At 59.6% G+C, this 456-nt stretch carries 1 protein-coding gene; it reads left to right on the forward strand.

What is annotated here, in order from left to right; genetic code table 11:
- Positions 1-131 precede the first annotated feature (131 nt).
- On the forward strand, positions 132-456 hold a 325-nt coding region (locus B3187_RS08840), incomplete at its 3' end, for a 3'(2'),5'-bisphosphate nucleotidase CysQ family protein (protein ID WP_286805845.1).

Raw genomic sequence — 456 nt, forward strand, 5'->3', positions numbered from 1 at the left:
AGCCCGCATCCGCCGTAAACCAACGTGACCCCACCCCCAAAAACCACCCCTATTCGGCCCCCACCCTACTTTTCGGTATACTCCCCCAAAACACGTTCGGCACCCACCCTCTCAAGGAGCTTTACCCAAAGATGCCAACCATCCCCTATTCCGACATCATTCAGGCCGCCCAAGCCGCCGGCGACGCCATCATGACCGTCTACCAGAAGGACTTCGAGGTCTATCAGAAGAACGACGACAGCCCCCTCACCGAAGCCGATCTAGCCGCCCACCGTGTCATCGTCGACGCCCTACAGCGCCTGACACCGGACCTGCCCATCCTGTCCGAGGAGAGTGAAAACGCCCCCTGGGACGAACGCAAAACCTGGGACCGCTACTGGTTGGTGGACCCCCTGGACGGCACCAAGGAGTTCGTGAAGAAAAACGACGAATTCACCGTCAACATCGCCCTGATCG

Source organism: Marinimicrobium sp. UBA4209, assembly GCF_002381585.1.
GTDB classification, from domain to species: Bacteria; Pseudomonadota; Gammaproteobacteria; order Pseudomonadales; family Cellvibrionaceae; genus Marinimicrobium; species Marinimicrobium koreense.